The organism is Cupriavidus sp. GW822-FHT03E04, from assembly GCF_058801495.1.
In genome coordinates this window covers 157735-180951 of the sequence record NZ_JBXANI010000006.1, presented here as the reverse complement: position 1 = coordinate 180951, position 23217 = coordinate 157735, and the positions used below count along the sequence as shown (strand labels likewise).

Sequence of the window (23217 nt, the reverse complement as noted above, 5' to 3'; positions counted from 1 at the left end):
TGGGTCACTCCTCGGCCTGCACCTTGTCATAGGCGATTTGCAGACGGCGCAGCTTGGAGTACAGCGTTTGCTTGGGGATGGAAAGTGCCCTGGCGGTAGCCGCCACGTCGCAGTTGTTCCGCTTGAGTTCCTCCATGACAACCACCCGTTCAAACTGTTCGAGCTGGTCGGGCAGGCTGTTGCCGTGCTCGGCATGGCCGCCGTGCAGCTCGAAATCATCGGACAGCAGCCCGAGCACGAAACGGTCGGCCACATTACGCAGCTCCCGCACGTTGCCAGGCCATGAATGGGACAGCAGCAGCTCGAACTGCGCGTTCCCGAGCACCGGCGCCGGCCGGTTGAAGCGGGTAGCGGCCTGCAGGATGAGATGCTCGAACAGCAGCGGGATATCTTCGCGCCGCTCGCGCAGTGGTGGCAGGTCGATAAAGGCCACGCCGATGCGGTAGTACAGGTCGGCACGGAACTTCTTTTGCTCGCTGAGGAGTTTCAGGTCTTCCTTGCTGGCGGCAATGACCCGGCAATCCACCGCGATGGGCTCGTTCGACCCCACCCGTTCGATGGAGCGCTCCTGCAGCGCGCGCAGGAACTTGACCTGCACCGACATCGGCATGCTCTCGATCTCGTCGAGAAACAGGGTGCCCCCCTGCGCATGCTCGAACTTGCCGCAACGCCGCCGCGTGGCGCCCGTGAAGGAACCCACCTCATGCCCGAACAGCTCGCTCTCGGCCAGGGCTTCGGGCAGGCCGCCGCAGTTCAGCGGCACGAAGTTGCCGGTGCGGCGCGCGCTATGGTCATGCAGGCAGCGCGCCACCAGGTCCTTGCCCGTGCCGGTCTCGCCATAGATCACCACGTCCGCGGGCGCATCGGCCAGCGCGCGCACGGCGCGGCGCACCCGCTCCATCTGCGCGGAGCGTCCGATCAGGCAGGCCTGGATCCCCTGCCAGCTTTCCAGCTGCTCGCGCAGGCCCAGCACTTCCAGGCTGAGCTTGCGCCGGTCGGCGGCGCGCCTGACCACGGAGACCAGCCGCTCGGAGGAGCACGGTTTCTCGATAAAGTCGTACGCGCCCTCGCGCATGGCTTGCACCGCCATGGAGATGTCGCCGTGGCCAGTCATCAGGATCACGGGCAGGTCGGGGTCGATGTGCCGGATCTCGTTGAGCCAGGCCACGCCGTTCATGCCCGGCAGCTTCACATCGCAGACCACCACCACCGGCTCGCCGATGCCGATGCTGCTGCGCGCCTGCTCCACCGAGGCAAAGCCGTTCACGGCGAAGCCCGCCAGCTCGAGGGCCTGCGAGCTGCCGACCAGCACATCCTCCTCGTCCTCGACAAAAACCACGCGGATGGGATGGGTGTCAGTCATTGGTTTGTCTCTCATGCGCCGGCGCCAGCGGCAGCTCGACCACGAACTCGGCACCGGCAGGCGCAAGGTTGCGGGCGTACAGGCGCCCGCCGAATTCGCGCACGATGTGCGCCGAGATCATCAGGCCAAGGCCCAGGCCCTTGCCCGCCGGCTTGGTGGTAATGAATGGGTCGAACAGGCGCGGCAGCACGTCGGGATGGATGCCGGGGCCGGTGTCGCGGATGGTGATGATGCAGAGTTGGTCCTGCCGGGCCGCATGGATCTCCAGATCCCGCACCGGCGCGCCCGACAAGGCATCGGCGGCATTGCCCAGCAGGTTGACCAGCACCTGCTCGACGCGGATCTCATCGGCCAGGACGCTGATGTCGTCGGGGTCGATCGCCACGTTGACCGTGATATCGCGCTCCCGCATCCGGGTGCTGACAAGGAGCAGTGCGTCCTGCACCGCCTGGCGTACCAGGACCGGCTGCACCGCATCCTGGGACTTGAAGGCAAAGACCTTGAGCTGCTGCGTCAGCCGGCCGAGGCGATCGATCAGCTTGGCGATGCGCTGGAGGTTGCCCGCCACATCCTTGAGCCTGCCTTTTTCCAGCAGCACCTCGGCATTGTCCGACAGCGTGCGCATGGCCGCCAGCGGCTGGTTGAGTTCATGCACCACGCCGGCGGACATCTGCCCGAGCGCGGCCAGCTTGCCGGCGTGGACCAGGTCGCTTTGCAGCGCGCGCAGCTCGGCCGTGCGCTCCAGCACCTTGGCCTCCAGGCCATCGTGCGCGGCGCGCAGCGCGCGTTGCGCGGCGGCTTGTTGTTGCGCGGCGCGCAGGCGTAGCGCAATCACCAGCGCCAGCAGCAGTATCACCATGCAGGCCAGGAGAGCGCCGATGGCGGCGTTGCGGGCCAGGTTGCGCGCCGGCAGTTCGTCATCCAGCAGCATGATGCGCCAGAGGCCATGGTTGACCGTGCGCTCCGAGGCCAGGTAATCCACGCCATCCAGGCGCACGCGCGTGGTGTGCGCATCCAGCCTGGCGCGTACCTGCCAGTCCAGGGGCATCAGGTCGGACTTGCCGTAGGTGCGCGCCAGGCCGGCCTCGGCCAGCATCGCTTGCGTCAGCGGCGCCAGCGGACGCAGCCGCCACGGCGCAAGCGACGCGAGGATGACCACATCGCGGGCATCGACCACCATCACCTTGCCCGGGATCTGGACCCAGTTGCGTTCCACCGCGTCGAGGTTGACCTTGACCGTGGCCACGCCGCGCTGCGCGCCGCCTTGCTGCAGCGCGTAGGCGAGGTAATAGCCGGGCCGGCCGGAGGTAAACCCTACGCCGTAGAAGCGGCCCCGGCCGTGCTCGAGCGCATCGCGCATATACGGCCGGAACGAGAGATCCGCGCCCACCGGGGTGCCCGGCTGGTCCCAGTCGGCCGCCGCCAGGGTCAGGCCGGAGCGCTGGGTGACGTACAGGTTGTCCGCGCCGGCGGTGGCGGTGATGCCGTGCAGGTAACGGCTGACCTGCCGCTTGAGCGCCACGTCATCGGGCCGGCTGAGCAACGCGAAGACATCCGTGGTGGATTCGAGCAACGATGGCAGGTAGTCGAACCGGGACAGCTCGCCGTCAAGCCGCGCGGACACGACATCGAGGCGATGCTGGGCGGCAACCCGCAGCTGATCGAGCCCGGCGCGCAACGCCATGACATAGGCTAGCCACGTGGCCAGCGCGATCGCTACCAATGCCATACCGCACCAGATCCCCATGCGCATACGGCCGAGATTCATGTCGCGAGCCCTTTCTCCGCGGTCCTCAAGGATGCAGGACTTGTCGTCCGGATACCAGTGATAGAAGCGAGACCTGTGCTCGTCCAGGCACAGGTCAGGTGAATGCAGTGTACTCCCGGAGCACGGCTGCGCGAAGCCCGCGCAGCCGTCGGCGGGGCCTTGCGTTGTGTCGCGCCGCAGCATGTTCCAGGGCCAGCTAGGCATAGCGGAGTTCGCCGGTCTTGCCACGGAATACCCGGTACGAGAACACCGTGTAGCCGGCAATGGCCGGCACCGAGATGCACACGCCCACCAGGATCACCTTCAAGGCCTCCGGGCTGCTGGCGGCCTGCCAGATCGTCAGGCGGTGGATCACGACAAACGGAAAGATGCTGTAGGCCAGCCCGAGGAAGCTGAGCACAAAGACCCCGATCAGCAGCACGAAGGGCAGCCAGCTCACCGGCCCGCGCACCACGCGGGTGTTCAGCAGCATGCGCACGGCCACGAGCGCGACGCCGGTCACCAGCGGGATGGAGACGAGGGCGACAATCTGCGGCAGTACGAACCAGCGCTCGCGCACCGCCGGGCTGATCCAAGGTGTGGCAATCGAGATCAATGCCAGCCCGCAGACCATCGGCGCCCACGCGATCCTGGCCCAGTGCACCGCGCGCTGCTGGAGTTCGCCCTCGGTTTTCATGACGAGCCAGCACGCGCCGAGCAGCACGTAGGCCATCGGCAACGCCACGGCGATGGCCGCAGCGAACAGGGGATAGTTCCAACCGGTACCGAAGCCACTGATGTAACGTCCCAGCATCCATCCTTGCGAGACCGACGCGATCGTCGAGCCGGCGAAGAAGAGGCGGTCCCACACCGGCTTGTGCGCGCTCTTTACCTTCACCCGGAAGTCGAACGCCACGCCGCGCAGGATCAGCCCCACCAGCATCAGCGTGACAGGCAGGTAGAGCTCGGTCAATATGAATCCGTGCGCCTTAGGGAAAGCCACGAGGAGGATGCCGATGCCGAGCACCAGCCAGGTTTCGTTGGCATCCCAGAACGGACCGATCGACGCCACCATGACGTCTTTCTCGGCCGGGGCCGCCCGGTGCATCAGCATGCCGACGCCCAGGTCATAGCCATCGCTGATCACATAGACCAGCATGGCCACGCCCATCAGCGCCATGAAGATCACGGGCAGGGTGTCGTCAAAACGCATCCAGGTCATGGTTGGCTCCCGGCAGGCAAGGGGCGCGCGGCGATCGTGCCGGACGCCGGCGTGGGTTGTCCGGCGTGATCGGCCCCGAGCGGGGCTTCCGGTTTCTCCGCCAGGTACTTGAGCACGCTGACATAGGCGACGATCAGCGCGAGGTACACCGTCGCAAACAGCGTCAGTGTCAGGGCGATATGGGGCGCCGGCACGTTGGAGGCAACGTCGGCGGTGCGTACCAGGCCGTAGACGATAAAAGGCTGGCGTCCGATCTCGGTGACGTACCAGCCGGCCACCGTGGCAATCCAGCCGGAGAAGGTCATGCCTGCGAATCCCCACAGCAGCGCGCGCGGCAGCCGCTGCGGCTGCCAGCCGGCGCGGCGGTACCACCACCAGCCCAGCCAGCTGGCCGCCAGCATCAGCACCCCCATGCCCACCATCACGCGAAACGCGAAGAACAGCGGGAGGACGGGCGGATGCGCGTCGCCGAACGTGTTCAGCCCGCGGATCTCGCCGTCAGCGCGGTGCGTCAGGATCAGGCTGGCGAGATGCGGGATGCCGATCGCCGCGCGGTTGGTGCGGGCGCCGGCATCGGGAATGGCGAAAAGCAGCAAGGGCGCGCCGCGCTCGGTCTCCCACACGCCCTCCATGGCCGCGATCTTCTGGGGCTGGTGCTCAAGCGTGTTGAGCCCGTGCATATCGCCGATCACGATCTGCAGGGGGATCGCGACAGCGGCGAGGGTCAGCCCGACCCGCAGCACCTTGGGCGCGGACAGCTGTCCGGTGCCCTTGAGCAACTGCCACGCGCTCAGCCCCGCGAGCAGGAAGGCGCAGGTCAGCGCCGAGGCCAGCAGCATATGGCAGAAGCGGTAGGGGAAGGAGGGGTTGAAGATGATGGCGAGCCAGCTGTGCACATGGAACTCGCCATGGATGATCTCGTAGCCCTGTGGCGTCTGCATCCAGGAATTCAGCGCCAGGATCCAGAAGGCGCTGAGCGTGGTGCCGAAGGCGACGAAGAAGGTCGACATCAGGTGTATCCGCTCGCCCACCTTGCCGTGGCCGAACAGCATCACGCCAAGAAAGCCGGCTTCGAGAAAGAACGCGGTCAGCACTTCATAGGCGAGCAGGGGCCCGGCAATATTGCCGACCGTTTCCATGAAGCCAGGCCAGTTGGTGCCGAACTGGAAGCTCATGGTGATGCCGCTGACCACGCCAAGCGCAAACGTCAGCGCGAACACCTTGGTCCAGAACCGGTAAGCATTCAGCCAGGCATGGCGCAGCGGTGGCGTGTCCGCCTTCAGATAGCGCCAGCGGAAGAACAGCAGCAACCATCCCAGGGCAATGCTGATGGTCGGGAACAAGATATGGAAGGTGATGTTGGCAGCAAACTGCATGCGCGCCAGCAGGATGGGATCCATCTGTCCGGGCTCCTCCGTGGGTTGTGGACGGGACGCCGCGCGTGCGGCGTCCCGGTTGCTGCATGGCGGCGTGGCTACCGCGAGGTCAGCGCTTGCCTTCGCCGTTCAGGCCGTTCGACATGCCGATCAGCACGCCGCTGACCAGCGTGGCGTAGTGCTCGAGCCAGGCTTCGGTGCTGCTTTGCGCAAAGGCCCGTCCCTCGCGCGCGAGCTCGCGCGCCTGGGTGGTCAGTTGCTCGACCACTGCCGTGGCGCTGGCGCCGGTCGCCGTGCCTTTGAGCTTCATGCCCTCCAGCACCGACGACCACGGCCCCTGCACTGACTGCGGCAACTCGCCGATGGATTTGGCCACCGTGCCCAACAGCGCGTCCTCCATCTTCTCGATGTCGGCCACGGCCTTCTTGAGGTGGGTCTCGCGCAATTGCGCGCCCTGGTCGACGATCTGCTGCAACGCCCGGCGATTGGCTTCCACCGCCTGCACCAGCGCGGCGTCCATGCCCTGCGCGACCTGGGACAACATCGGCTCCAGCCCCGGCCCGGCGAGCCCGCTGCTGGCCGCCCCGGCGGAGGCCGCCTGGGTGACCATCTTCAGCGTGTCCTTGATGCTCTTCAGGGTCAGCTCCCGGCCTTGCAACGCCTTGAGGGTCGCCTTCTGGACCGCCTGTTGCAGGGATTCGCCTTGCTTTTGCGACGATTGCGCGAACTGCTTGATCAGCGCGTCGTGATCGATGCCCATGGATTTCATATGGTCTCCGGTTGCTGCCTTGCCTTGCTGTTGTCTTGCCAGATGGCCGTCATCGCTGCGCCCGCGTCACTGCATGTGCTGGCCGCCGTTGATGGCGATGTTGGCGCCGGTCAGGAAGGCGGCTTCTTCCGAGGCCAGGTAGATGATCAGGCCCGCCACTTCCTCCGGCTTGCCCAGGCGGCCTACCGGGATCTGCGGGAGAATCTTGGTATTCAGGATCTCCTCGGGAATGGCAGTGACCATCTTGGTCCCGATGTAGCCGGGCGAGATGGTGTTGACCGTCACGCCTTTCCTGGCGACCTCCAGGGCCAGTGCCTTGGTAAAGCCGTGCACGCCGGCCTTGGCGGCCGAATAGTTGGTCTGGCCGAACGCGCCCTTGGAGCCGTTGACCGACGACACGTTGATCACGCGGCCCCAGCCGCGCTCGACCATGCCGTCCGCGACCTGCTTGGTCATGTTGAACAGGCTGTCCAGGTTGGTGCGCAGCACCATGTCCCAGTTCACCTTGTCCATCTTCTTGAACGTCATGTCGCGCGTGATGCCGGCGTTGTTGACCAGCACATCGACCGGGCCGGCGACTTCCGTCACTGCCGCCACTGCCTCGGCGCACGAATCGATGTCCGCCACATCGCAGGGCACGGCGAGGATGTCGTAGCCGCGTGCCTTCATCTGCTGAACCCATTCGCCATGGGTGGTGTTGCCGGGCGAATAGGTGACCGCCACCCGGTAGCCGGCATCGGCCATCTTGGTGGAAATGGTTTCGCCCAGGCCGCCCATGCCGCCCGTGACCAGTACTACGCGTTGCTTGCTCATGGTTGTTTTCTCCTTGTGGAATGTATGTTGTCTTAGCGATAGATTGGCGCTCGATTAGCGCTCGACGGCCAGCGCCACGCCCATGCCGCCGCCGATGCACAGCGACGCCAGGCCGCGCCTGGCATGGCGCCGCGCCATTTCATGGAGCAGGGTGACCAGGATGCGGCAGCCGGACGCGCCGATGGGATGGCCGATGGCAATGGCGCCGCCATTGACGTTGATCTTGCTGGCGTCCCAGTCCATTTCCTGGTTGACCGCACACGCCTGGGCGGCGAAGGCCTCGTTGATTTCCATCAGGTCCAGGTCGTTGATGCTCCAGCCCGCCTTGTGCAGGCAACGCTGCGAGGCCGGGACCGGGCCCATGCCCATGATCGTGGGATCAAGCCCGGCGCTGGCATAGGAGGCGATGCGGGCCAGCGGCGTCAGCCCCAGCTCGCGCGCCTTGCTGGCCGACATCATCAGCACCGCCGCCGCGCCGTCGTTCAGGCCGGAGGCATTGCCCGCGGTGACGGAGCCGGCCTTGTCGAACGCCGGCCGCAGGCCCGCCAGGGCATCGGCCGTGGTGCCGTGCTTGATGAACTCGTCGGTATCGAACACCACCGCGCCCTTCTTCGAGACGATCGAGACCGGCACGATCTCGTCCTTGAAACGGCCGGCTTTCTGTGCCAGCTCGGCCTTCTGTTGCGACGCGGCCGCGAACGCGTCCTGCTGTTCGCGCGAGATGTTGTAGGCCTTGGCCACGTTCTCGGCGGTGGTGCCCATGTGGTACTGGTTGAAGGCGTCCCACAGGCCGTCGACGATCATGGTGTCGGTCAGCTTCCAGTCGCCCATGCGCTGGCCGTCCCGCGAGCCTGCCAGCACGTGCGGTGACGCGCTCATGTTCTCCTGGCCGCCGGCGATGACGATATCGGCGTCGCCGCACTTGATGGCCTGGGCCGCCAGGTGCACGGCCTTCAGGCCGGAGCCGCAGACCTTGCCGATGGTCATGGCGGGCACGGTGTTGGGCAAGCCGGCCTTGATGGCGGCCTGGCGCGCGGGGTTCTGCCCGCTGCCAGCGGTCAGCACCTGGCCCAGCAGCACTTCGTCGACCATCTCGGGTTTCAGGCCGCTGCGTTCGAGCAAGGCCTTGATGACCGTGGCGCCCAGCTCAGGGGCCGGCACCTTGGCGAGCGATCCGCCGAACTTGCCCACGGCGGTTCTGGCTGCGGCGACGATGACAACATCTTCCATGTGACTCTCCTGGGTGAATCTTGGGGGTAGGGTGGATAGCGGATTGACGGGGCGGCTGGCTGGTTGGTAGCTAGCTGGCCTTCGCCTTGACGTAACGCCCGGGTGCGGGCTCGATCACGGGGTAAGCGGCGTGGCCGGGCGACCGGCGCGCAGCGGTGCGCGCGCCGGCGTGCTGCGCCAGCCAGCGGGTCCAGGCCGGCCACCAGCTGCCTTCGGCGCGCTCGGCGCCGTCGAGCCAGCGTTGCGGATCGCTCTGGAGCGGCCCGGTCCAGTGATGGCGCTTGCCTTTGGCCGGCGGGTTGATCACGCCGGCGATATGGCCGCTGGCGCCCAGCACAAAGGTCGTGGGCCCGCCCAGCAGGCGCGTGGTGGCATAGGCGCTGCCCCACGGCACGATATGGTCGTCATGCGAGGCATAGAGAAAGGCTGGCACCTGGACCTGGGCAAAGTCCACCGGCTCGCCGCACTGCACCGTGCCGCCGGGCACCCGCATACGGTTCTCCAGGTAGGCGTTGCGCAGGTACCAGCAGTACATCGGCCCGGGCAGGTTGGTGTCGTCGCAGTTCCAGGACAGCAGGTCGAACGCGGGCGGCGCGCTCCCCTTCAGGTAGCTGTTGACGGCATAGGGCCAGATCAGGTCGTTGGCGCGCAGCGCCGCGAACACATGGGCCAGCTCGCGGCCGCGCAGCAGCCCGCCGCGGCCGATCGCGGCCTCGTGCATGGCGACCATGGCTTCGTTGACCAGTAGCCCGATCTCGCCCGTGTCGTGGAAATCCAGCATCGTGGTGAGCAGCGTGACGCTGGCAACCTTGTCCTCGGCGCGCGCGGCGGCCACGGCCAGCGCGCAGGCCAGCAGCGTGCCGCCCACGCAGAAGCCCAGCGTGTTGACGCGGTCGGCGCCCGTGATGTCCTGCGCCACGTCGATGGCGCGCAGCACGCCTTGCTCGAGATAGTCGTCCCAGGTCAGGTGCGCCTGCGCCTGCGCCACGTTGCGCCAGGACACCAGGAAGACCGTATGTCCTTGCGCCACCGCATGGGCGACGAAGGAGTTCTCGGGCTGCAGGTCGAGGATGTAGAACTTGTTGATGCAGGGTGGCACGATCAGCAGGGGGCGCTGATGGACCTTGCCCGCGCCCGGTGCGTACTGGATGAGCTGCATCAGCTCGTTCTCATGCACCACGGCGCCCGGCGTGGTGGCCACGTTGCGACCAACCTCGAAGCGCTGCTCATCGGTCATGGAGACGCGCCCCTTGGCCAGGTCCTGCAGGAACAGGCGCATGCCTTCCACCAGGCTGGCGCCGCCGGAGTCCACGGCTAGTTGCAGCGCCTCGGGGTTGGTGGCCAGGCAGTTGGCCGGGCTGAGCGCATCCAGCACCTGGCGCAGCGCAAACTGCCACTGGCCTTTGGTCTGCGCATCGGCCGGCGCTTGCTCGATCGCGCCTTGCAGCAGCGTGGCGTAGCTCTGGTAGTGGCGCACCGCCAGCGCGAAGCGCGGGTCATCGCGCCAGGCCTGTGCGGCAAAGCGCCGGTCCGCGGTGCCGGCAGGCTCGCTCGCCGGCCAGAGCGCGCTCATTTGCCTGAGGGCCTGTTCCGGCCAGGCGGCGAGCGCGCGCGCTGCCGCCAGCATGGAGACCGGCGCGGGCGTGCCGTCGGCATCCTGCGGTGCCTGGCCGGGAGCGGCGTCGAACGCGCGCAGCATGGTCTGTTGCGCGCTGAAGAGCTCGGCAATCCAGCGGGAGGGGGCGGGCGTGGGCGTGGTCATGGGGTCCGGATTTGTGCGGTTGCTTGTGCGTGTGCGTGTGTGTTTGCAGGACAGCGGCACCGGGTTCAGTGCAGCTTCACATGTGGCTCGGTGCGCCGGACGATGGAGCGCGCCAGCGTGTCCAGCGCCACCTTGGCAAAGCCGTGCAAGGCCAGTTCGTGCATCTTGTAGAGCGACAGGTACATCATCCGGGCGAACAGTCCCTCCACCATCAGGCTGCCGCCGATCAGGCCGCCCATCATGTTGCCCACGGTGCTGAACTCGCCCAGCGACACCAGCGAGCCGAAGTCGCGGTAGCGGTAGTCGGCCAGCGGCTTGCCCGCCATGCGGGCGCGGACCTGCCTGACCATGTGCGAGGCCTGCTGGTGCGCGGCCTGGGCGCGCGGCGGCACGAACCCGCCCTTGCCCTGATTGGCCTCGGGCCACGCGCACGCCGCGCAATCGCCGATCGCGAAGATGTTCTCGTCGCGGCTGGCCTGCAGCGTGGGATGCACCACAAGCTGGTTGATGCGGTTGGTTTCAAGGCCCGCCAGGTCCTTGAGAAAGTCGGGTGCTTTCACGCCCGCCGCCCATACCACCAGTTCCGCCGGCAGCAGGCGGCCATCGCCCAGCAGCACGCCGCCGGGCAGCACCTCGGCCACCTTGGCGTCGGTAAGTACTTCCACGCCCAGCTTGCGCAGCAGGCCCTGCGTCGCGCTTGAGAGGCGCGGCGGCAGCGCCGGCAGCACGCGCGGCGCGGCTTCGATCAGCGTGACGCGGATGTCCTTGTCGGCGTCGACCCGGTCCAGGCCGAAGGCCACCACCTCGCGGGTGGTGCGGTGCAGCTCGGCCGCCAGTTCCACCCCGGTGGCGCCGGCGCCGATGATGGCAACGTGCAGCTGCTGGGCCAGCAGGGGCGCGGTCTGCGCATGCGCGCGGATGCAGGCATTGACCATGCGCGAGTGAAAGCGCAGCGCGTCCGCCGCGGACTCCAGCCGCATGGCGTGCTCGTAGACGCCAGGGGTGCCGAAGTCGTTGCTCTGGCTGCCCACCGCGATAATCAGCGTGTCATAGCCAAAGGTGCGCGGCGGCGTGATCTGCGTGCCTTCGTCATCCACATAGGGCGCCACCAGCACCTCCTGGCGCTCCCGGTCCAGTCCCACCATCTCGCCGACGCGGTAGCGGAAGTGGTGCCAGTGCGATTGCGCGAGATAGCCCACTTCATGGGCGCTCATGTCCATGCTGCCGGCGGCGATCTCGTGCAGCTTGGGCTTCCACACGTGGGTGCGGGTTTTCTCGATCAGGGTGACTTCGGCTTGCCGGCGCCGGCCAAGGGTGTTGCCCAGCCGGGTGGCCAGCTCAAGCCCGCCAGCGCCGCCGCCGACGATGACGATGCGGTGCGGTGCCTTGACGCTGGCGTCGGGACGATAGGTGGAAGGTTTCATCGCGGCCTGCCGGTCACCGGGTCAGCGTGGTGCCGGAGGCCGGCATGCGCGCCACCATCGGATCGAGCACGGCCTCCGGCTCGTCGGCCTCGGCGTCCGATTCGTTGTCCAGCCGGCGGTGCATGCGCGCCACGTCCAGGTCGCCGGTCCATTTAGCTACCACCACCGTGGCCACGCCGTTGCCGATCAGGTTGGTCAGCGCGCGCGCCTCCGACATGAAGCGGTCGATGCCCAGGATCAGGGCCAGGCCCGCCACCGGCACATGGCCCACCGCCGACAGCGTGGCCGCCAGCACGATGAAGCCGCTGCCGGTGACCCCGGCCGCGCCCTTGGAGGTGAGCAGCAGCACGGCCAGCAACGTCAGCTGCTGCATCAGGCTCATGTCGGTATTGGTGGCCTGGGCGATAAACACAGCCGCCATGGTCAGGTAGATGGACGTGCCATCCAGGTTGAACGAGTAGCCGGTGGGAATCACCAACCCCACGACGGACTTGCGCGCACCCAGGTTCTCCAGCTTGGCCATCATCCGCGGCAGCACCGATTCGGACGACGACGTGCCCAGCACGATCAGCAGTTCCTCCTTGATGTACTTGATGAACTTCCAGATCGAGAACCCATGCGCGCGCGCGATGCCGCCAAGCACGACAAAGATGAAGAACAGGCAGGTCGCGTAGAACGTTGCCATCAGCTGGCCAAGCTGCAGCAGCGAGCCCACGCCATATTTCCCGATGGTGAACGCCATGGCCCCGAACGCACCGATGGGGGCCACCTTCATGATGTAGCCGACGATGGTGAACAGCACATGCGAGAACTTCTCGATGAAGTCGAACACCAGCGTGCCGCGCCCGCCGAACTTGTGCAGCGCGAAACCAAACATCACGGCAAACAGCAGCACCTGCAGGATCTCACCCTTGGCGAAGGCGTCCACCACGGTATTGGGGATCACATGCAGCAGGAAATCCACCGTGCCCTGCATCTTGCCGGGCTCGGTATAGGCGGCGATGCTCTTGGTATCGAGCGTGCTCACGTCGACATTCATGCCCGCCCCGGGCTTGACGATGTTGATGATCACGAGACCCACCACCAGCGCAATGGCGCTCACCACCTCGAAGTACAGCAGCGCCAGCCCACCGGTCTTGCCGACCTTCTTCATGTCCTCCATGCCGGCGATGCCGACCACGACCGTGCAGAAGATGATCGGCGCGATGATCATCTTGATCAGCTTGATGAAGCCATCGCCCAACGGCTTCATCGCCTCGCCGGCCTGCGGGTAGAAGTGGCCGAGGATCACACCGATGACGATCGCGGTGATGACCTGGAAGTACAGGGATCGGTACAACGGCTTGGGGTGATTGTCATTGTCCATGGGTGTCTCCTCTTTGGGGTTGCGTGGGCGCCGGCGTCGTCGCGGGTCAGGTCAGTCGATTGCCCAGGCAGAGGCGCGCTGCGCGCTGGCGTCGACCGTTGCCACGGCGCTCATGTTGACGATGCGGCGCACCGTCGATGAAGACGTCAGGATGTGCACCGGGCGCGCGGCGCCGAGCAGGATGCCGCCCACCGTGATGCCGCCGCCCGCGGCGATGCGCATCAGGTTGTAGGAGATGTTGGCGGCATCCACGTTGGGCATCACCAGCACGTTGGCTTCGGTGGGCAGGCAGGACTCGGGGAACTCGTGCTCCAGGATGGGCTTGGACAGCGCCGCATCGCCGCGCATCTCGCCTTCCACGGCCAGCGACGGCTCGCGCGCCTTCACCAGCGCCAGCGCCTCGCGCATCTTCACCGCGGCGGGCGCGGTGGAGCCGCCGAAGTTGGAGTGGGAGAGCAGGGCCACGCTAGGCGTGATGCCGAAACGCCTGACCGCCTCGGCCGCCAGCAACGTGATGTCGGCGATCTGCTGCGCCGTCGGGTCGAGGTTGACATGGGTGTCGCAGATAAACAGCTGGCGGCCCGGCAGCATCAGCATCTGCATGACGGCGAGCGTCTCGCTGCCGGGCTTGAGGCCGATGGTGTCCCGCACATAGCCAAGGTGATCCTGGAAGCGGCCCACGGTGCCGCACAGCATGGCATCGGCCCGGCCCTGGCGCACCAGCATGGCGCCCAGCAGCGTACCGCGGCTGCGCACCTCCGCCTGTGCCAGCGCCCGCGACACGCCGTCGCGGCAACTCAGCTGGTAGTACGCCTCGGCCGCGTCGCGGTAGACGGCGGGGTCCAGTGGATCCACGCACTCGCAATCCACGCCGGGCTGCAGGCGCAGGCCGAACTGCGCGATGCGCTGGACGATCGCATTGGGGCGGCCCACCAGCAACGGGCGCGCGATGCCCTCGTCGATCACCACCTGGGCGGCGCGCAGCACGCGCTCGTCCTCGCCTTCAGCGTAGATCACCCGCTTGGGCGCGCGTTTGGCGGCGGCAAACACCGGCCCCATGGCGCTGCGCGACTGGTAGACAAACTGGCCCAGGCGCTGGCGATACGCCTCCATGTCAGCGATCGGGCGCGTTGCCACACCGCTGTCCATCGCGGCCTTGGCCACGGCGGGCGCCACCGCTTCGATCAGGCGCGGGTCGAACGGCTTGGGAATCAGGTATTCGGCGCCGAAGCGCAGGCCCACCGCGCCGTAGGCCTGGGCCACCACTTCGGGGATTTCCGCGTGCGCCAGTTCGGCGATGGCGCGCACGGCGGCCAGCTTCATCTCCTCGTTGATGGTGGTGGCGCCAACGTCCAGCGCACCGCGGAAGATGAACGGAAAGCACAGGACATTGTTGACCTGGTTCGGATAGTCCGAGCGCCCGGTGCCCAGGATGGCATCGGGACGTACCGCCAGCGCATCCTCCGGCGCGATCTCCGGCGTGGGGTTGGCCATGGCCAGGATGATCGGGTCGCGCGCCATCACCTTGACCATGTCCGGCTTGAGCACGCCGCCGGCCGACAGCCCCAGGAAGATGTCCGCGCCGCCGATGATGTCGGCCAGCGTGCGCGCGGATGTGTCCTGCGCATAGCGCGCCTTGTTCGGGTCCATTGCCTCCTTGCGGCCCTGATAGACCACGCCGTTGCTGTCGGAGACGAACACGTTGCCGGTCGGCAGGCCCAGGTTGACGATCAGGTCCAGGCAGGCCAGTGCCGCGGCGCCGGCGCCGGATGCGACCAGCTTGACCTCGGCGATATCCTTGCCAACGTGCTTGAGCGCATTCAGGATGGCCGCGGCGGCCACGATGGCCGTGCCGTGCTGGTCGTCATGAAAGACCGGGATCTTCATGCGCTCGCGCAACTTCTTCTCGATGTAGAAGCACTCGGGCGCCTTGATGTCTTCCAGGTTGATGCCGCCAAAGGTCGGTTCCATGCGGGCAATGGTGTCGATCAGCGCGTCCGGATCGTCTTCCGCCAGTTCGATGTCGAACACATCGATGCCCGCGAACTTCTTGAACAGGCAGCCCTTGCCCTCCATCACCGGCTTGCCCGCCAGCGGCCCGATATTGCCCAGGCCCAGCACCGCGGTGCCGTTGGTGATCACGGCGACCAGGTTGGCGCGCGACGTGAGGTTCATTGCCTCGGCCGGATCGCGCACGATTTCCATGCAGGCATCGGCCACGCCCGGCGAGTAGGCGAGGGCGAGGTCGCGCTGCGTGGCCATTGCCTTGGTCGGCGTCACGGAGATCTTGCCGGGCGTGGGGTAGCGGTGGTAGTCGAGTGCGGCTTCGCGAAGGTTTTCGGTCATGGTTGTCTCTGTGGCTCGGTCAGGGCGCCAGATCGGCGATACACGTTCTTGTGATCTCTTGGGCGTAGCGCACGGCGCAAATGCCGCGCCGTGCGCCTCTCGCTTATTTCTTCTTATTTCTTCTTCACAGGCGGCAAATCGGTGCAATGCCCTTCAAACACCTCGGCCGCCATCCCGATCGATTCGCCCAGCGTCGGGTGCGGGTGGATGGTCTTGCCGATATCGGCGGGCTCGCAGCCCATCTCCACGGCCAGGCAGATCTCGCTGATCAGGTCGCCGGCATGCGTGCCGACGATGCCGCCGCCGATCACGCGATGGGTGGCTTCGTCGACGAGCAGCTTGGTGAAGCCTTCGTCGCGGCCGTTGGCGATGGCCCGGCCCGAAGCGGCCCACGGGAACACGGCCTTGCCGAACTTGATGCCTTCGGCCTTGCACTGGTCTTCGGTCTTGCCGGCCCAGGCCACCTCGGGATCGGTGTAGGCAACGGACGGGATCTGCCGCGCGTCGAAGAAGGCGGGCTCGCCGTGCGCGGCCTCGGCGGCCACATGCGCTTCATGTACCGCTTTGTGCGCCAGCATTGGCTGGCCGATGATGTCGCCGATCGCATGGATATGCGCGATGTTGGTCCGCATCTGCTTGTCGACCTCGATGAAGCCGCGCTCGGTGACGGCCACGCCGGCTTTGTCCGCGCCGATGGACTTGCCGTTGGGGCTGCGGCCCACCGCCACCAGCACCGCGTCGTAGACCTGCGGCGCCGGCGCCTCCTTGCCCTCGAAGCTGACTTCGATGCCCGCCGCGGTGGCCTTGGCCCCCACCGTCTTGGTCTTGAGCATGACGTGGTCGAAGCGGTGCGCGTTCTTCTTCTCCCACACCTTGACCAGGTCGCGGTCCGCCCCCTGCATCAGGCCATCCAGCATCTCCACCACGTCGATGCGCGTGCCCAGCGTGGAGTAGACCGTGGCCATCTCCAGCCCGATGATGCCGCCGCCCACCACCAGCATGCGCTTGGGGATCGACCTGAGCAGCAGCGCGCCGGTGGAGTCGACCACGCGCTCGTCGTCGGGCATGAACGGCAGCTTCACCGCCTGGCTGCCCGCCGCGATGATGGCCTTGGCGAACTTGATCACGCGCTTGCCGCCGTCGGCCGCCACCACTTCCAGGTGATACGGGTCGAGGAAGCTGCCGACGCCGGTCACCACCTCGACCTTGCGTGCCTTGGCCATGCCGGCCAGGCCGCCGGTCAGCTTCTTGATGACGCTGTCCTTGAAGCCGCGCAGCTTGTCCAGGTCGATCTCGGGCGCGCCGTAGCGGATGCCGTGGTCCGGCAGGGTCGCCACTTCATCCATGACCGATGCCGTGTGCAGCAACGCCTTCGAGGGGATGCAGCCCACGTTGAGGCAGACACCGCCAAGCGTGTCGTAGCGCTCCACCAGGACAGTCTTCATGCCCAGGTCGGCGCTGCGGAACGCGGCGGAATAGCCCCCGGGGCCGGCGCCCAGCACCAGCATTTCGCATTCCTGGTCCACCTTGCCGGTGTAGCTGGCAGCGTTGGGAACGGGCGCGGCGGCTGGCGCTGGTTTGGGCGGCGCCGATGGGGCCGATGGGGCCGATGGGGCCGCAGGCGCTGGCGCGGCGGGCGCGGCAACGGTTGCAGCGCCCGCGGCGGCCTCCACCACCAGGATCACCGATCCCTCGCTCACCTTATCGTTGACCTTGACGGTGATCTCCTTGACCACGCCGGCGTGGGTGGAAGGGATCTCCATCGAGGCCTTGTCGGACTCGACCGCGATCAGGCTGGTTTCCACGGCGATGGTCTCGCCGGGCTTGACCATGACCTCGATCACCGTGACATCCTTGAAATCGCCGATATCCGGCACTTTGACTTCGACACGTTGGGTCATTGCAGCGCGCCCCTCAGAACAGCACACGCCGCAGATCGGCGAGCAGGTTGGCAAAATGGACATTGAAGCGGGCAGCCGCGGCGCCGTCGATGACACGGTGGTCCCATGACAAGGACAGCGGCAGCGTCAGGCGCGAAGCCCAGTTCTTGCCGTCGCTGGAGTGCTGCTTCCAGAAGCTCTTGCATACGCCCATGATCGCGACTTCGGGCGCGTTGATGATGGGGGTGAAGTTGATGCCGCCGATGCCGCCGAGCGAGCTGATGGTGAAGGTGCCGCCCGACATCTGGTCGGGCTTGAGCTTGCCCTCGCGCGCCAGCTTGGCCAGCTCGCCCATCTCCCGCGCGATATCGGGGATGCTCTTCTTGTCGACGTCGCGGATTACCGGCACCATCAGGCCGTTGGGCGTGTCGGCCGCAAAGCCGATGTGGTAGTACTGCTTGAGCACCAGGGTGTCGCCGTCCAGGCTCGCGTTGAACTCGGGGAATGCCTTGAGCGTGGCCACGGCCGCCTTCATCATGAAGGGCAGCATGCTGATCTTGACGCCGCTCTTCTCCAGCTCCTTGTTCATCTGCACGCGGAATTGCTCGAGGTCGGTGATATCGGCTTCGTCGTGCGTGGTGACGTGCGGGATCACCACCCAGTTGCGGTGCAGGTTGGCGCCCGAGATCTTCTTGATGCGGCTCAGTTCCTTGCGCTCGACCGGGCCGAACTTGGCGAAGTCGACCTTGGGCCACGGCAGCAGGTCCAGGCCGGCGCCACCACCCGCAGGCGCGGCGGCGGGCCTGGCGGCAGGCGCCACGGCGCCGCCCGGGCGGGCGAAGGCCTCTACGTCGGCGCGCAGGATGCGGCCGTGCTCGCCGCTGCCGCGCACCTTGCCCAGGTCCACGCCGGTCTCCCGGGCGAGCTTGCGCACCGCCGGGCTGGCGTAGGCAAGGGCAAAAGCGGTTTCGTCGACGCCACCGGATGCGGCGGTGGCAGCGGCGGGGGCAGGGGCAGCAAGCGCGGCTGCCACGGCGACAGCGGCGCCTGGCGCCGTCGCCGCTGTCGTCGCTGTCGCCGCCGACGCATCGCCGGTGGCCAGCGCCATGATGATGCTGCCTTCGCTGACGGTATCGCCCACCTTGACGCGGATCTCCCGCACCACGCCGCCCAGCGGCGCCGGCACGTCCATGGTGGCCTTGTCGGACTCCAGCGACAGCAGCGCGTCCTCCGCCTTCACGGTATCGCCGACCTTGACGAAGATCTCGATCACCGGGATGTCCTTGAAGTCGCCGATGTCGGGAATGCGCACTTCGGCCAGCCCGGCGGGCGCGCTGACCGGGGAGGGCGGCGCGCTCACGCTGGGCTTGGTGGCTTGCGCCGGCGCGGCGGCGGCAGTGCCGGCCCCATTGCCCTCGAACTGCATCAGCACGCTGCCTTCGCTGACGGCATCGCCCAGCTTGACGTGGATCTGCTTGACCACGCCGCCGTGCGGCGCGGGCACTTCCATGGTGGCCTTGTCCGACTCCAGCGAGACGAGCGGGTCCTCGGCCTTGACCAGGTCTCCCACCTTGACGAATAGCTCGATCACCGGCACGTCCTTGAAGTCCCCGATGTCGGGCACCTTGATTTCAATGGCTTGGTTCATTGTCTTTATTCCTTCGCCTGTCAGACCGTCCACGGCGCTGCGCGCTCGCTATCCACCCCATATCTGGCAATGGCCTCGGCCACCACCGCGGGCTTGATCGCGCCGTCATCGCACAGCGCCTTGAGCGCGGCCACGGCCACGTGGTAGCGGTCCACCTCGAAGAAGCTGCGCAGCTTGGCGCGGTAGTCACTGCGGCCAAAGCCATCGGTGCCGAGCACCACGTAGCGGCGCCCGGCGGCGTGCACGTATTCGCGCACCTGGTCGGCGTAGTTGCGCATGTAGTCGGTGGAAGCGATCACCGGGCCGTCATGGCCTGCCAGGCTCGCCTCGACCCAGCTCTTGCGGCGCGGCTCGGTGGGGTGCAGCAGGTTCCAGCGCTGCGCGGCCATGCCGTCGCGGCGCAGCTCGTTGTAGCTGGGGGCGCTCCAGATGTCGGCGGTGACGTTGAAGTCCGCCTTCAGCAGCTCGGCCGCCGCAATCACTTCGCGCAGGATGGTGCCGCTGCCCATCAGCTGCACGCGCAGCCCGCCCTTGCCGGCCTTGCCGCCGTCCTTGAGCAGGTACAGGCCCTTGAGAATGCCTTCCTCGGTGCTGGCGCCGGCGCCCGCTTCGGCCAGCCCCGGGTGCGTGTAGTTCTCGTTCATCAGGGTGATGTAGTAGTACACATCCTCCTGCTGCTCGTACATGCGGCGCATGCCCTCGCGCACGATGGTCACCACTTCATAGGCGAAGGTGGGGTCGTAGGAGACACAGTTCGGGATGGTGCCGGCGATGATGTGGCTATGGCCGTCCTCGTGCTGCAAGCCTTCCCCGTTGAGCGTCGTGCGCCCGGCGGTGCCGCCCAGCAAGAAGCCGCGCGCGCGGATATCGCCCGCCAGCCACGCCAGGTCGCCCACCCGCTGCAGCCCGAACATCGAGTAGTAGATGTAGAACGGGATCATCGGCACGTTGCTCGTGCTGTACGAGGTCGCGGCCACGATCCAGCTGGACATTGCGCCGCCCTCGTTGATCCCTTCCTGCAGCACCTGGCCGTCCTTGGACTCGCGGTAGTACATCAGCTGGTCGGCATCCTGCGGCTTGTAGAGCTGGCCGACCGACGAATAGATGCCCAGCTGGCGGAACATGCCTTCCATGCCGAAGGTGCGCGATTCGTCAGGCACGATGGGCACCACGTGCTTGCCAATGGCCTTGTCCCTGACCAGCGTGCCCAGCATCTGCACGAAGGCCATGGTGGTAGAGATCTCGCGCTCGCCGGTGCTGTCCAGCAGGCGCTGGAAGTTGGACAGCGGCGGGATCTCCAGCGAGGTCGACTTGCTGCGGCGTGCCGGCAGGTAGCCGCCCAGCGCCGCGCGCCGGGCGCGCAGGTACTGCATCTCCGGGCTGTCCTCGGCCGGCTTGATAAAGGGCACGTCGGCCAGTTGCTCGTCGCTGACCGGAATCTGGAAGCGGTCGCGGAAGCCGCGCAGGGCGTCCTGAGTCATCTTCTTGGCCTGGTGGGCGATCATCTGGCCTTCGCCGGATTCGCCCATGCCATAGCCCTTGACCGTCTTGGCCAGGATCAGCGTCGGCTCGCCGGTGTGCTTCACGGCCGCCGCGTAGGCGGCAAACACCTTCTCGGGATCGTGGCCGCCCCGCGTGAGGCCCCAGATCTCGTCATCGCTCATGTCGGCGACCAATGCCTTGAGTTCCTCGTATTTGCCAAAGAAGTGCTCGCGCACATAAGCGCCGCTCTTGCTCTTGAAATCCTGGTATTCGCCGTCGACGCATTCCTCCATGCGCTTTAGCAGCAGGCCGCTCTTGTCCTTGGCCAGCAGCTTGTCCCAGCCGCCGCCCCAGACCACCTTGATCACGTTCCAGCCGGCGCCGCGGAAGACCGATTCGAGCTCCTGGATGATCTTGCCGTTGCCCCGCACCGGGCCGTCCAGCCGCTGCAGGTTGCAGTTGATGACGAAGATCAGGTTGTCCAGCCGCTCGCGGCCGGCCAGCGAGATCGCGCCCAGCGATTCGGGCTCGTCCATCTCGCCGTCGCCCATGAAGGCCCAGACCTTGCGCGCCGCCGTGTCCGCCAGGCCACGGCCTTGCAGGTACTTGAGGAAGCGCGCCTGGTAGATCGACATCAGCGGCCCCAGGCCCATCGACACGGTGGGGAACTGCCAGAAATCCGGCATCAGCCAGGGGTGCGGGTAGGAGGACAGCCCGGTGCCCCCGGTCTCTTGCCGGTAGCCCAGCAACTGCTGCTCGGTGAGCCGCCCTTCGACAAAGGCGCGGGCATAGATGCCGGGCGCGCTGTGGCCCTGGATGTAGAGCAGGTCGCCGCCGTGGGTGTCGGTGGGCGCATGCCAGAAGTGGCCAAAGCCGATGTCGTAGAGCGTGGCGGCCGACTGGAAGCTGGCGATGTGGCCACCCAGCTCCGACGATTCCTTGTTGGCGCGCAGGATGATCGCCATGGCGTTCCAGCGGATGATCGAGCGCAGGCGATGCTCGATGGCGCGGTCGCCGGTCGATTGCGCTTCGTCCTTGGGGGCGATGGTGTTGCGGTAGCCCGTGGTCAGGGAGCGCGGCACATAGAGGCCATCGCGCCGCGCCTCGTCCACCAGCGTATTGACCAGCTGGTTAGCGCGCTCGGCTCCGCGATGTTGCGTCACCGCTTGCAAGGACTCCAGCCATTCCGCGGTCTCGATAGGATCGAGATCGCCCGCTTCTCGTGCGCTCATAGTGTCTCCACGTGTTCTGTTTTGGTTGTGTCGGGTGCTGCAGTGGCAGATCTGTTCAGCAAGAGACATGCCACTGCAAACGCAGTCATGCGGGTTGTGCAAGTCATTGATTGGAAAGGAAACCCGCCCTGGCCGGCCGGCTGCCCGGTCGGGAATCCATATTCAGGCGGGGTCATCGTTATGAGTTTTCATGCGAGGCCGTCAGGGAATACCCGCGCCTAGCCGGCCCGGGGTTGTTGCGACGGCGCTTGCGCAATGTCCTCGGACTCCAGGGCAGCCACGGTATCGGGGTCCTGCGTGGCGCCAAGCTCGCCTTCCCATTTGGCAACGACGGCCGTGGCGATGCTGTTGCCGATGACGTTGGTGGCGGTGCGGCCCATGTCGAGGAACTGGTCGATGCCCAGGATCAGCAGCAGGCCAGCTTCCGGCAGGTTGAACATCGGCAGGGTTGCCGCAACTACCACGATGGAGGCACGGGGCACGCCGGCGATGCCTTTGCTGGTGACCATCAGCACCAGCAGCATGGTGATCTGCTGGGTCAGGCTCATCTCGATGTTGTAGGCCTGGGCGATGAACAGCGCGGCAAATGCCTGGTACATCATCGAGCCGTCGAGGTTGAACGAGTAGCCCAGCGGCAGCACGAAGCCGGTCACCTTGTTGGGCACCCCGAACTTCTCCATCTGCTCCATGGTCTTGGGGTAGGCCGCCTCGCTGCTGGCGGTGGAGAACGCCAGGATCGTCGGCTCGCGGATCAGCTTGAGCAGCGTGAACACCCGCCCACCCAGGAACAGGTAGCCTGCCGCGGTCAGCACCAGCCACAGCACCAGCAAGCCCAGGTAGAAGCCGCCGATGAACTTGCCGTAGGTAAACAGCACGCCAATGCCCTGCACCGTGATGGCGGCGGCTACGGCGGCAAACACGCCGAGCGGCGCGAAGCGCATCACAAAGTCGGTGACGCGCAGCATGATCGCCACCAGTTCCTCGATCGACGCCACCAGGTGATGGCCCACCTTGCCCTTGAACGACGCAATGGCAAAGCCAAAGAACAGCGAGAACACCAGGATCTGCAGGATCTCGTTCTGCGCCATCGCCTCGAACACGCTCTTGGGGAAGACGTGCGTGATGAAGTCCTTCAGGTTCAGCGTGGAGGTCTTGAGGTTGGTGGCCGTGCCGATTTCGGGCAGTGGCAGGTTCAGTGCATGCCCGGGCTGCAGCAGGTCCACGAAGAACATGCCGAGCAGCAGCGATATCAGCGACGCGGTGATGAACCAGCCGAGCGCCTTGATGCCGATGCGGCCCACGGCGCTGGCGTCTTTCATGCCCGCGATGCCCGCCACCAGCGTGCCGAACACCAGCGGCGCGATGATCATCTTGATCAGCCGCAGGAAGACGTCGGTGACAATGGAGAAGTAGCCGGCGATCTCCTTGGCCATTGCCGCATCGGGCACGAAGCGGTTGCAGAGGTAGCCGGTGACGATGCCCAGGACCATGGCGATCATGATCCGGGTTGTGAGCTTGTTTGCCTTCATGATGCGTTGTCTCCAGGGGTTGCGGCCA

At 66.6% G+C, this 23217-nt stretch carries 15 protein-coding genes; all 15 read right to left on the bottom strand.

Annotated elements, in window-relative coordinates:
- Positions 1 to 4: 4 nt before the first annotated feature.
- The gene (locus AC1RQC_RS10030) at positions 5 to 1363 is read right to left on the bottom strand and encodes a sigma-54-dependent transcriptional regulator (protein WP_492374523.1); all 1359 of its coding nucleotides are present in this window, start codon (positions 1361 to 1363) and stop codon (positions 5 to 7) included.
- The gene (locus tag AC1RQC_RS10025; RefSeq protein WP_492883136.1) at positions 1356 to 3335 is read right to left on the bottom strand and encodes a sensor histidine kinase; all 1980 of its coding nucleotides are present in this window, start codon (positions 3333 to 3335) and stop codon (positions 1356 to 1358) included. Before AC1RQC_RS10025 ends, AC1RQC_RS10030 begins: the two co-directional genes overlap by 8 nt.
- Positions 3328 to 4323 carry a cytochrome d ubiquinol oxidase subunit II gene (locus tag AC1RQC_RS10020; RefSeq protein ID WP_492883297.1) on the bottom strand — a complete coding sequence of 332 codons (996 nt, stop codon included), beginning with the start codon at positions 4321 to 4323 and terminating at the stop codon, positions 3328 to 3330. The genes AC1RQC_RS10025 and AC1RQC_RS10020 overlap by 8 nt, the downstream gene beginning before the upstream one ends.
- 5 nt (positions 4324 to 4328) lie before the next feature.
- Positions 4329 to 5732, bottom strand: coding sequence for a cytochrome ubiquinol oxidase subunit I (locus AC1RQC_RS10015; RefSeq protein WP_492374525.1), 1404 nt, complete (start codon positions 5730 to 5732; stop codon positions 4329 to 4331).
- Between the two features lie 85 nt (positions 5733 to 5817).
- Positions 5818 to 6477 (bottom strand): DUF6781 family protein, encoded by a 660-nt coding sequence (locus AC1RQC_RS10010; RefSeq protein ID WP_492883134.1) that lies wholly within the window; start codon positions 6475 to 6477, stop codon positions 5818 to 5820.
- Between the two features lie 66 nt (positions 6478 to 6543).
- Positions 6544 to 7290 carry an acetoacetyl-CoA reductase gene (phbB, locus tag AC1RQC_RS10005; protein ID WP_492883132.1) on the bottom strand — a complete coding sequence of 249 codons (747 nt, stop codon included), beginning with the start codon at positions 7288 to 7290 and terminating at the stop codon, positions 6544 to 6546.
- 54 nt (positions 7291 to 7344) lie between these two features.
- Positions 7345 to 8520: an acetyl-CoA C-acetyltransferase gene (locus AC1RQC_RS10000; protein ID WP_492883130.1), complete on the bottom strand. Its 1176-nt coding sequence runs from the start codon at positions 8518 to 8520 to the stop codon at positions 7345 to 7347.
- Positions 8521 to 8590: 70 nt separating this feature from the next.
- Positions 8591 to 10282 (bottom strand): class I poly(R)-hydroxyalkanoic acid synthase, encoded by a 1692-nt coding sequence (gene phaC / locus AC1RQC_RS09995; protein WP_492883128.1) that lies wholly within the window; start codon positions 10280 to 10282, stop codon positions 8591 to 8593.
- A gap of 65 nt (positions 10283 to 10347) precedes the next feature.
- Complete coding sequence (locus AC1RQC_RS09990) at positions 10348 to 11706, bottom strand: NAD(P)/FAD-dependent oxidoreductase (RefSeq protein WP_416051927.1); 1359 nt, start codon at positions 11704 to 11706, stop codon at positions 10348 to 10350.
- 13 nt (positions 11707 to 11719) lie between these two features.
- Entirely contained in the window at positions 11720 to 13072 is a 1353-nt protein-coding gene (locus tag AC1RQC_RS09985; protein ID WP_492374530.1) for a dicarboxylate/amino acid:cation symporter, read from the bottom strand.
- A gap of 51 nt (positions 13073 to 13123) precedes the next feature.
- Positions 13124 to 15418: an NADP-dependent malic enzyme gene (locus AC1RQC_RS09980; protein WP_492374531.1), complete on the bottom strand. Its 2295-nt coding sequence runs from the start codon at positions 15416 to 15418 to the stop codon at positions 13124 to 13126.
- A 113-nt stretch (positions 15419 to 15531) separates the two neighbouring features.
- The gene (gene lpdA / locus AC1RQC_RS09975) at positions 15532 to 17319 is read right to left on the bottom strand and encodes a dihydrolipoyl dehydrogenase (protein ID WP_492883126.1); all 1788 of its coding nucleotides are present in this window, start codon (positions 17317 to 17319) and stop codon (positions 15532 to 15534) included.
- Positions 17320 to 17332: 13 nt separating this feature from the next.
- Positions 17333 to 18946: a dihydrolipoyllysine-residue acetyltransferase gene (aceF, locus tag AC1RQC_RS09970; RefSeq protein ID WP_492883124.1), complete on the bottom strand. Its 1614-nt coding sequence runs from the start codon at positions 18944 to 18946 to the stop codon at positions 17333 to 17335.
- 20 nt (positions 18947 to 18966) lie between these two features.
- Positions 18967 to 21660, bottom strand: a complete 2694-nt coding sequence (gene aceE, locus AC1RQC_RS09965; protein WP_492826805.1) for a pyruvate dehydrogenase (acetyl-transferring), homodimeric type — start codon at positions 21658 to 21660, stop codon at positions 18967 to 18969.
- A 218-nt stretch (positions 21661 to 21878) separates the two neighbouring features.
- Positions 21879 to 23189 (bottom strand): dicarboxylate/amino acid:cation symporter, encoded by a 1311-nt coding sequence (locus tag AC1RQC_RS09960; protein ID WP_492374535.1) that lies wholly within the window; start codon positions 23187 to 23189, stop codon positions 21879 to 21881.
- Positions 23190 to 23217 lie beyond the last annotated feature (28 nt).

Bases quoted from the DNA above. Each gene is read 5' to 3' on its own strand.
- AC1RQC_RS10030 (WP_492374523.1), bottom strand. From the start codon at position 1,363: ATGACTGACACCCATCCCATCCGCGTGGTTTTTGTCGAGGACGAGGAG.
- AC1RQC_RS10025 (WP_492883136.1), bottom strand. From the start codon at position 3,335: ATGCCTAGCTGGCCCTGGAACATGCTGCGGCGCGACACAACGCAAGGC.
- AC1RQC_RS10020 (WP_492883297.1), bottom strand. From the start codon at position 4,323: ATGCGTTTTGACGACACCCTGCCCGTGATCTTCATGGCGCTGATGGGC.
- AC1RQC_RS10015 (WP_492374525.1), bottom strand. From the start codon at position 5,732: ATGGATCCCATCCTGCTGGCGCGCATGCAGTTTGCTGCCAACATCACC.
- AC1RQC_RS10010 (WP_492883134.1), bottom strand. From the start codon at position 6,477: ATGAAATCCATGGGCATCGATCACGACGCGCTGATCAAGCAGTTCGCG.
- phbB (WP_492883132.1), bottom strand. From the start codon at position 7,290: ATGAGCAAGCAACGCGTAGTACTGGTCACGGGCGGCATGGGCGGCCTG.
- AC1RQC_RS10000 (WP_492883130.1), bottom strand. From the start codon at position 8,520: ATGGAAGATGTTGTCATCGTCGCCGCAGCCAGAACCGCCGTGGGCAAG.
- phaC (WP_492883128.1), bottom strand. From the start codon at position 10,282: ATGACCACGCCCACGCCCGCCCCCTCCCGCTGGATTGCCGAGCTCTTC.
- AC1RQC_RS09990 (WP_416051927.1), bottom strand. From the start codon at position 11,706: ATGAAACCTTCCACCTATCGTCCCGACGCCAGCGTCAAGGCACCGCAC.
- AC1RQC_RS09985 (WP_492374530.1), bottom strand. From the start codon at position 13,072: ATGGACAATGACAATCACCCCAAGCCGTTGTACCGATCCCTGTACTTC.
- AC1RQC_RS09980 (WP_492374531.1), bottom strand. From the start codon at position 15,418: ATGACCGAAAACCTTCGCGAAGCCGCACTCGACTACCACCGCTACCCC.
- lpdA (WP_492883126.1), bottom strand. From the start codon at position 17,319: ATGACCCAACGTGTCGAAGTCAAAGTGCCGGATATCGGCGATTTCAAG.
- aceF (WP_492883124.1), bottom strand. From the start codon at position 18,946: ATGAACCAAGCCATTGAAATCAAGGTGCCCGACATCGGGGACTTCAAG.
- aceE (WP_492826805.1), bottom strand. From the start codon at position 21,660: ATGAGCGCACGAGAAGCGGGCGATCTCGATCCTATCGAGACCGCGGAA.
- AC1RQC_RS09960 (WP_492374535.1), bottom strand. From the start codon at position 23,189: ATGAAGGCAAACAAGCTCACAACCCGGATCATGATCGCCATGGTCCTG.